At 71.0% G+C, this 8,199-nt stretch carries 10 protein-coding genes, 1 tRNA gene and 1 riboswitch; of the genes, 6 read left to right on the top strand and 5 right to left on the bottom strand.

Annotated features, from left to right (window positions below):
• Positions 1-194: 194 nt before the first annotated feature.
• Together ACIGXJ_RS05885 and rdgB are read left to right on the top strand one after the other, a co-directional pair.
• Complete coding sequence (locus ACIGXJ_RS05885; protein WP_399641944.1) at positions 195-596, top strand: hypothetical protein; 402 nt, start codon at positions 195-197, stop codon at positions 594-596.
• Between the two features lie 52 nt (positions 597-648).
• Positions 649-1,254 (top strand): RdgB/HAM1 family non-canonical purine NTP pyrophosphatase, encoded by a 606-nt coding sequence (gene rdgB, locus ACIGXJ_RS05880; protein WP_399641942.1) that lies wholly within the window; start codon positions 649-651, stop codon positions 1,252-1,254.
• Positions 1,255-1,313: 59 nt separating this feature from the next.
• On the opposite strand, the gene ACIGXJ_RS05875 is transcribed toward rdgB, so the two are convergent.
• The 4 genes from ACIGXJ_RS05875 to bcp all read right to left on the bottom strand — a co-directional run bounded on the left by ACIGXJ_RS05875 (position 1,314) and on the right by bcp (position 3,425).
• Positions 1,314-1,388, bottom strand: a tRNA-Leu gene (locus ACIGXJ_RS05875).
• A gap of 12 nt (positions 1,389-1,400) precedes the next feature.
• A complete protein-coding gene (locus ACIGXJ_RS05870) occupies positions 1,401-2,246 on the bottom strand; it encodes an HNH endonuclease (protein ID WP_399641941.1) in 846 nt (281 codons plus the stop codon).
• Complete coding sequence (locus ACIGXJ_RS05865; protein WP_399641939.1) at positions 2,243-2,863, bottom strand: HNH endonuclease signature motif containing protein; 621 nt, start codon at positions 2,861-2,863, stop codon at positions 2,243-2,245. The genes ACIGXJ_RS05870 and ACIGXJ_RS05865 overlap by 4 nt, the downstream gene beginning before the upstream one ends.
• 94 nt (positions 2,864-2,957) lie before the next feature.
• Positions 2,958-3,425, bottom strand: coding sequence for a thioredoxin-dependent thiol peroxidase (gene bcp / locus ACIGXJ_RS05860; protein WP_399641937.1), 468 nt, complete (start codon positions 3,423-3,425; stop codon positions 2,958-2,960).
• 93 nt (positions 3,426-3,518) lie between these two features.
• On the opposite strand from bcp, the gene ACIGXJ_RS05855 reads away from it, so the two are divergent.
• The 3 genes from ACIGXJ_RS05855 (at position 3,519) to sugE (ending at position 4,732) form a co-directional block, all read left to right on the top strand.
• On the top strand, positions 3,519-3,848 hold the full coding sequence (locus tag ACIGXJ_RS05855; RefSeq protein WP_399641935.1) for a DUF3618 domain-containing protein: 330 nt from the start codon (positions 3,519-3,521) through the stop codon (positions 3,846-3,848).
• A 110-nt stretch (positions 3,849-3,958) separates the two neighbouring features.
• A complete protein-coding gene (locus ACIGXJ_RS05850; protein ID WP_203634995.1) occupies positions 3,959-4,261 on the top strand; it encodes a co-chaperone GroES in 303 nt (100 codons plus the stop codon).
• Between the two features lie 49 nt (positions 4,262-4,310).
• Positions 4,311-4,378, top strand: a riboswitch (guanidine-III (ykkC-III) riboswitch).
• Between the two features lie 33 nt (positions 4,379-4,411).
• Positions 4,412-4,732, top strand: a complete 321-nt coding sequence (gene sugE / locus ACIGXJ_RS05845) for a quaternary ammonium compound efflux SMR transporter SugE (RefSeq protein ID WP_399641934.1) — start codon at positions 4,412-4,414, stop codon at positions 4,730-4,732.
• 23 nt (positions 4,733-4,755) lie between these two features.
• Here the strand turns inward: sugE and ACIGXJ_RS05840 are convergent, their stop codons facing one another.
• Positions 4,756-7,158, bottom strand: a complete 2,403-nt coding sequence (locus tag ACIGXJ_RS05840; protein ID WP_399641932.1) for a transglycosylase domain-containing protein — start codon at positions 7,156-7,158, stop codon at positions 4,756-4,758.
• 207 nt (positions 7,159-7,365) lie between these two features.
• On the opposite strand from ACIGXJ_RS05840, the gene ACIGXJ_RS05835 reads away from it, so the two are divergent.
• On the top strand, positions 7,366-8,166 hold the full coding sequence (locus ACIGXJ_RS05835; RefSeq protein ID WP_399641930.1) for an ABC transporter permease: 801 nt from the start codon (positions 7,366-7,368) through the stop codon (positions 8,164-8,166).
• Positions 8,167-8,199 lie beyond the last annotated feature (33 nt).

Raw genomic sequence — 8,199 nt, 5'->3', positions numbered from 1 at the left:
GCCCCCTCGCCCTGGCGCGCCCCCCCCCCCCGCCCCCCCCCCGGCCCCCCCCCCCCCGCCCCGCCCCGGCGCCCGCCCCCCCCCCCCCCCCCCCCCCCCCCGCCGCCGCGTCACTACGAATACGGGCGCACGGATCAACCCCTGTGCGCCCGGCCGTTGAGGGGCCGCAAGGCCCAGAGGGAGGGACCGTTTCCATGGCCGCGAGCCGCCGACGCCGCCGCACCGCAGCCGTCGCCGCCACCCTGGCGGCCGTCGTGCTGACAGCCGGACTGACCACCGGCTGCGACGCCGTCGGCAAGGCGCTGAACTGCGTCGAGACCGCCGACGCCGTCGCCGACGCCGTGACCGACCTGCAGCAGGCGGTCGAGAGCGCGGCCGACGACCCCGGCAAGACCCAGGAAGCCATCGACGCCGTCGGCGCCAGCCTGGACAAGATAGACAGCGAGACCGGCGACGCCGACCTCGACAAGGCCACCGAGGATCTGCGCGGCGCCCTCGTCGAGGTCACCGACGCCATCGAGAACGGCGACCGGACACCCGACATCAGCGGCGTCACCGACGCGGCCGGCGAACTCACCAAGGTCTGCACGCCGTAGGACACACCGGTCGCCGTCAGCGGGTCATGGCCGTCCCGCGATACTGGACGCCATGACCCGCCTGATCCTCGCCACCCGCAACGCCGGAAAGATCACCGAACTCAGGGCGATCCTCGCCGACGCAGGACTCCCGCACGAACTCGTCGGCGCCGACGCCTTCCCCGACGTCCCCGACGTCAAGGAAACCGGCGTCACCTTCGCCGAGAACGCCCTGCTCAAGGCACACGCCCTCGCCCAGGCCACCGGACTGCCCGCCGTCGCCGACGACTCCGGCCTCTGTGTCGACGTCCTGAACGGCGCCCCCGGCATCTTCTCCGCCCGCTGGGCCGGCCGGCACGGCGACGACAAGGCCAACCTCGACCTGCTCCTCGCCCAGCTCTCCGACATCGCCGACGAGCACCGCGGCGCCCACTTCGCCTGCGCCGCCGCCCTCGCCCTGCCCGACGGCACCGAGCGCGTCGTCGAGGGCCGCCTCCCCGGCACCCTGCGCCACACCTCCGCCGGCACCAACGGCTTCGGCTACGACCCGATCCTCCAGCCCGAGGGCGAGACCCGCACCTGCGCCGAACTCACCCCGGAGGAGAAGAACGCCATCAGCCACCGAGGCAAGGCGTTCCGGGCGCTGGTGCCCGTGGTGCGGGAGTTGCTGGGGGCCTGACCGACAGCGATCCCGGTGGCCGGCTTATGCCGACCGCCGGGATCGTCAAAGAGCGTGGGTGGGCCCGGTGGGACTCGAACCCACGACACACCGGACCTAAACCGGCGCCCTCTGGCCAGCTGGGGTACGGGCCCAACGCCGCTACTTTACTTGTCGCCGGGCGCGCTCACGCGACGTGGGCGGGAGTGCGTCCTCGTCTGGCTGTGGCACGACGGGCAGAGGTGGCGGAGGTTCTCCCGCCGGTCGTCCAGACGGTCGCCGTTGATGTGGTCGATCTCCAGCACCAGACGCCTTCCCTGCCAGCTCTCATCCAGGCCGCACGCTGCGCAGACCCGGGGTGTACCGAGGTCGTCCAGGGCGCGTCGCAGGAGGCTGGTCTTCGTCCGGGGCGAGCCCGGCGGGCGCCGGGCGAGAATCTCCGCAGCGGCCTTCCGCCGAGGTGAGGCGATGCCGCGGCGGTGCCCCTGCCCCGTGAAGTGATCGACAGGGATGCGGTGCTCCGCCAGGCTCTCCTTCACCCGCTTGCGGGTGGTGCCGTTGTCCGGCAGCCCGAGCGCGCCCAGGACGCCCGCCAGACTGGTCGAGCCGGCCGCGGCGGCTCTGAGGGGCTCGGCCGGTATGACCCGTGATCCGCCTCGCACGGCGGTGAAGTGCGAGGTGTCGATCTCCCACTGGGCGAGCTTCTTCTTGATGTGGCTGTAGAGACTGTCGCTGGGCGGAACGCCGAGATGCTCCAGCATCTCGCGGATTCCGGTCGAGCGGGCCGCCGCCTGCGCGAGCACCTCACGGGTGTACGTCCGCCTCTGCCGCGGGGGAAGCGGCTCGTCACGGAAGTGTGAGGTGTCGATCCCGTAATGTGCGAGCCTCGCGCCCACATAGCGCAGCGTCTGGCTGCCCAGGGGTGCGCCCAGGCGCCGCGCCAGGTCGACGACGCTGGTGGACACGGCGGCGGTGGACGCGAGGACGTCCCTGGGGTATCCCCTCCGGCTCATCCCCGCCTCCGCTTGCGGCCGCGGTAAGTGTCGGTCACGGAATGACAGTTCGGGCAGAGCAGCCGCAGGTTCCCCGGGCGGTTGTCCCACCAGTCGCCGTTGACGTGGTCGACTTCCAGGGTCAGGGGACGGCCGTTCCATTCGGTACCGGTGCCGCACATGGCGCATCGCTCGCTCACCCCGGTCCGCAACAGCTCACGCCGAAGGCGCTCGCCGGGCACCCGCCCGGCGTCCGGCGAGCGGAGCGTCAGACAGTCGCCGCGCGAGCCTTTCGGCCGCCTGCGGGACGGTGCGAAGTGCGAGGTGTCGATGCCGAACGCGGCGATCCGGCGGGCGATGTGGGACTGGTTGCCGCCGACCTGGCTGATGCCCAGGTGCCGTACGACATCCCTCATGCTGTTCGATGCGGCGACCGCCGCGCGCAGGCGCTCCTCGGAGTGCCGCACCTGCTTGGTCGCCAGATGGCCGAAGGCTATGCCCGCCTCGGCCATTCGTTGCCGCAGGTACCTGCGTGTGCCGGGTGTCGGAGTACCTCCGCACCACCTGACGGCGTCATCGATGTGCCGTGTCTCGCGGGCTGCTTCCTCCAGCAGCTCGCGGGTGTACCTGGCGCCCATTCCCCCTCCACCCCGACCGGACGTTCCCTTCTCGAACGGAGCAACGATCCGCCGAGCCGATGGTCACGCATGGCCGGGGCAGGGAGGTGCGGGGTCAGATACCCAGATCCTTGATGATCTTGGCGACGTGGCCGGTGGCGCGGACGTTGTAGAGGGCTCGTTCGACCTTGCCCTCCTCGTCCACGACGATCGTGGAGCGGATGACGCCCAAGTAGGTCTTGCCGTAGTTCTTCTTCTCGCCGTAGGCGCCGTAGGCCTCGGTGACCGTCTTCTCCGGGTCGGCGAGCAGCGTGACCCGCAGGGATTCCTTGTCGCGGAACCTGGCCAGCTTCTCGGGGGCGTCGGGGGAGATGCCGATGACGTCGTAGCCGGCGCCGGCCAGGAGGTCGAGGTTGTCGGTGAAGTCGCAGGCCTGCTTGGTGCAGCCGGGGGTGAGGGCGGCCGGGTAGAAGTAGACGATGACCTTGCGGCCCTTGTGGTCCGACAGGGAGACCTCGTTGCCGTCGGCGTCGGGGAGGGTGAAGGCGGGGGCCACGTCCCCGGGCTGAAGTCGTTCGCTCATGGCAACGAGACTAACCGGGGGTCCTGACAGTGCGGCCGGGGAAAGAGCTGACAGACTGTCCGGAACAGCATCAGCAGACACGGAGGCCGTACGGTGGCGGACACGTCGGACACCAGAACCCCGGCGCAGATCGAGGCGGACATCAGGCGCCGCCGTGAAGTGCTGGCCGAGACGCTCGACGAGATCGGTGTGCGGGTGCACCCCAAAACCATCGTCGGCGACGCCAAGGCCAAGGTCGTCGCCCATGTCGATCACACTCTCGGCAAGGCGTATGTGCAGGTCAACAAGGTCGTTACCGAGGTCAGGGAGCAGTTCGTGGACGACGAGGGAGCGCCGCGCCTCGAGCGTGTCCTGCCCGTCGCGCTCCTCGCCGTCGGGGTCGTCGGGCTCCTCGCCCTCGGCACCCGGCGCCGCAAGGGCTGACCCCGCGACCCCGCGACCCTCCCGTGCATCCGCGCGCTGAAGGCAGGTAGGTTCGAGGCGTGAGCGCCAACAGAAACGACAGCACCCATCACGACAAGCTGCCCATCCGCATGCTGCACGACCGGGTCCTCGTGCGGCAGGACACCAGCGAGGGCGAGCGGCGTTCCGGCGGCGGCATCCTGATCCCCGCCACGGCCGCCGTGGGCCGTCGGCTGGCGTGGGCGGAGGTCGTCGCGGTGGGGCAGAACGTACGGACCGTGGAGCCCGGGGACCGTGTCCTGTACGACCCGGAGGACCGTGCCGAGGTCGAGGTGCGCGGCACCGCGTACGTGCTGATGCGCGAGCGCGATCTGCACGCCGTCGCAGCCGACCGGTTCGAGGGGTCCGAGGACTCGACCGGGCTGTACCTGTAATTCAGTGGCCGAAAGGGGCAGGTGACCGCTGTCACCGGCCCCTTTCGCGGTGTTTCTGCTAGTTTTGAAGGAACCCGACGAGACGCGCCGTACCGGGACCCGCAAAGACGACGCACCCCCGTTCAGAAGTGGTCTTCCGGAGGTGCTCCCATGGCCTGGGTTCTGCTCGTCGTCGCCGGTCTGCTCGAGGTCGGCTGGTCGGTCGGGATGAAGTACACCGACGGCTTCACCCGTCTCGTCCCCAGTCTGCTCACCGGCGCCGGCATCGTCGCGAGCATGGTCCTGCTGTCCTACGCGGCCCGTACGCTGCCCATCGGCACCGCCTACGGGGTCTGGGTCGGCATCGGCGCGGCCGGTGCGGCGGTGCTCGGCATGGTGGTGCTCGGTGAGCCGGCCACCGCCGCCCGGATCTTCTTCATCTGTCTGCTGCTGGTCGCCGTGGTGGGACTGAAGGCGACCTCGGGTCACTGACCTCCCGGGTCAGCGCCCCCGGGTCACCCGTCCCCCAGGTCCCCGCCGCCCGTGACCAGGCCGCCGTCCCCGGTGGTGCCGCCGTCGGCCGTCCCGCCGTCCGTGGCGCCCCCGTCCCCGGTGGTGCCGCCGTCCGTCGTGCCGCCGTCGGTGGTGCCCCCGTCCCCGGTGGTGCCGCCGTCCGTCGTGCCGCCGGTGACGACGCCCCCGCCGCCGGTGATCAGGCCGCCGTCCCCGGTGGTCCCGCCGTCCGTGGGCGTACCGCTGGTCGTGTCACCCTGCGACGGCTCGTCGGAGGGCTCCTCGGTCGGCGCCTGCGTGGACGGCTCGTCCGTGGGCTCCTCCTCGGAGGGGTCGGGCGTGGGCAGGTCCCAGGTGCCCTCCTCCTCCTGCACCCACAGGTCGAAGTCGGTGACCGGGGTGCCCTCCAGGGCGTCCCGGGTGAACTGCGCCCAGATGTCGCCGGGCGGCCCGCCGCCGTTGATGCGGTCCAGCCCGAGCGCGTTGTACAGCGGCTCGTGCTCGGCCGTCTCCGGGTTCTGGCCCATCACGGCGACCACGGTGGCCAGCTCGGGGGTGTAGCCCGCGAACCAGGCGGCCTTGTCGTCCTCCGCCGTGCCGGTCTTGCCGGCGGCGGGGCGGCCCGCCTCCTGGGCGGCGTGCGCGGTGCCGTTCTCGACCACGCTCTGCAGGATCGAGGTGGTGGTGTCGGCGGCCTCCCGGCTGACGGCCTGCCTGGTGCTGCGGGCGGGCAGCAGGACCTCTTCGGTGCCGTCCTTGGTGATCTTCTCGACCAGGGTGTACGTGCCGTGCTTGCCGTGGTTGGCGAGCGTCGCGTACGCCTCCGCCATGTCCAGCACGCTGGCCTGGGCGACGCCGAGCGCGATGGAGGGCCCGGCCTCCTGCAGTTCGGGGGTGTCGGCGGGCAGGCCGAGGCCGATGGCGGTCTTCCTGACCCTGTCGACGCCGACGTCGACCGCCATCTGCGCGAACACGGAGTTCACGGACTTGTCGGTGGCCTCGCGGACGGTGATGTCGCCGTAGTCGACGTAGTCCTCGTTCTCGGGGGCGTAGTGGCCGCCGTCCCAGCCCTCGACGGGGCGCTCGTTGGTGCCGTCGTACACCGTGTTCGGGGTGATCGGGCGGCCGTCCTGGGTGGTGGACCCGTTCTGCGCGGCCGCGGTGAACACGAACGGCTTGAAGGTGGAGCCGACCTGGAAGTCCCGGCGGGTGGCGCCGTTGGTGTACTGCTTGACGTAGTCGATGCCGCCGTACATCGCGACGACCTCGCCGGTCTTGGGGTCGACGGAGGCGCCGCCCGCGCGGACGTAGTTGTCGACCTCGCGGTTCTTCTTGTCCAGCTTGGACATCAGCTGGTCGTTGACGGCCTTCACGAAGGCGTTCTGCTTGCTCTTCTGGAGCGTGGTGGTGATGCGGTAGCCGCCCCGCTCCAGCTCCTCGGTGGTGAGGATGTCGTGCTCGGCCAGGTACTGCTTGACCGCGTCGACGACGTACCCGCGCTGCCCGGACAGGCCGGTGGAGACGGTGGCCTCCTTCGGGGCGGGGAACTTCATGCCCTGCCGTTCGGCGGCGGACAGCCAGCCCTCGCCGACCATGCCGTCCAGGACGTAGTTCCAGCGGGCCTCGGCGGCCCGGCGGTTCTCCGGGTGCGCGACCACGTCGTACTCGCTGGGCGCGTTGAGCAGGGCCGCGAGGTAGGCGCCCTTCGCGGCGTCGAGTTCGGTGGCGTCGACGCCGTAGTAGGCCTGCGCGGCGGCCTGGATGCCGTAGGCGTTGCGGCCGAAGTAGCTGGTGTTGAGGTAGCCCTGGAGGATCTCGTCCTTGGACGTCTCGCGGTCCAGCTTGATCGCGATGAAGAACTCCTTCGCCTTGCGGGTGACCGTCTGCTCCTGGGCGAGGTAGTAGTTCTTCACGTACTGCTGGGTGATCGTCGAGCCGGACTGCTTGCCCTTGCCGGTGGCGGTGTTCCAGGCCGCGCGGACCATCGCCTTGGGGTCGACGGCCGACTCGGAGTAGAAGTCGCGGTCCTCGGCGGCCAGGACGGCGTGCTGGGCGTCCCTGGAGATCTGCGCGAGGGTCACGTTCTCCCGGTTGACCTCGCCGTCGCGGGCGAGCTGGCTGCCGTCGGCGTAGAGGTAGACGTTGCTCTGCTTGGTCGCGAGCGCGTTCGCCGGCGGGATCTTGACCAGGGAGTAGCCGAGGAAGAACAGCCCGGCGAGCAGGATGACGCCGACGACGAAGGTGCCCAGCACCATCCGCCAGGTCGGCACCAGCCGGCGCCATCCGGTGCGCTTGGGCCGCTTGGGCTTGCCCGCGTCGCCCGGCACCTCCCCCTGCGGAGCCCCCGGCTCGGTTCTCTGTGCCCCGCCCTCGGCCGGTCGCTGCGGCTGCGGCTCGTCGCTCATCTCGTGCACGGACTCCTGTGTCGCGTCGTACGTTCGTTCCCGTACGCCCTCGTACGCCTTCTTCGCCCCCAGATGAAGACTCTCGCACCGCGCGTTCCGTTCCCGGCGAGCGGCACGCGTTCGCCGAAAACTGCGTGGCAGGCCGCCGCGCACCCCCGCTAGGCTCCTGCGTTTCGCGTGGGCAGGCGGCCCGGAGGGAGGTGCGGTGTGGGCACGGCACGGTTGTACGCGACCGTTGCGGCGGGGGGATTCCGACGGTACGCCACTTATCGGGCGGCGACGGCCGCAGGGGTGTTCACGAACACCGTGTTCGGCGTGATCATCGTCTCCACCTATCTGGCGCTGTGGGACGAGAGACCTCACCTCGGAGGGTACGACCAGTCACAGGCGGTCACCTACGCGTGGCTGGGGCAGGCGCTGTACTCGACGCTGGCGATCCAGGGCGGGGGTGTCGAGAAGGACCTGATGGCGCGTATCCGCACGGGCGAGATCGCGATCGACCTCTACCGTCCGGTGGATCTCCAACTGTGGTGGCTGGCGACGGACTTGGGCCGGTCGCTGTTCCAGATGATCGGGCGCGGGGTGCTCCCGTTCGCCTTCGGTGCGCTGGTCTTCGACATGGCGCTGCCCACGGACGTCACCGTCTGGGCGGCGTTCCTCGTGGCGCTGCTGCTGGCGATGGTCGTCAGCTTCGGCATCCGCTACCTGGCCGCGCTGGGTGTGTTCTGGCTCATGGACGACCGGGGTATCTCCCAGGCGGTGATGGTCACGGGCGTCTTCTTCTCCGGGATGCTGCTGCCGCTGAACGCCTTCCCGGGCGTGCTCGGCGATGTGGCGCGGGCGCTGCCGTGGGCGGCGCAGCTGCAGATGCCGGCCGATGTGCTGATGGGTACGACGGGGGCGTTCGGGGCGTACGTCTTCCAGGCCGCGTGGGCGGTGGCGCTGCTGGCGGCGGGCCGGCTGGTGCAGCGGGCGGCGACCCGGCGGGTGGTGGTCCAGGGTGGCTGAGCGCACCCTCGGGGCGTCCGCCCTGCGGTTCGG

It is taken from the genome of Streptomyces sp. NPDC053367, from assembly GCF_044545925.1.
In the GTDB taxonomy this organism is placed as follows: Bacteria; Actinomycetota; Actinomycetes; order Streptomycetales; family Streptomycetaceae; genus Streptomyces.
The sequence above is the reverse complement of the archived record's forward strand: the minus strand, read 5'-3'. Positions and strand labels throughout refer to the sequence as shown.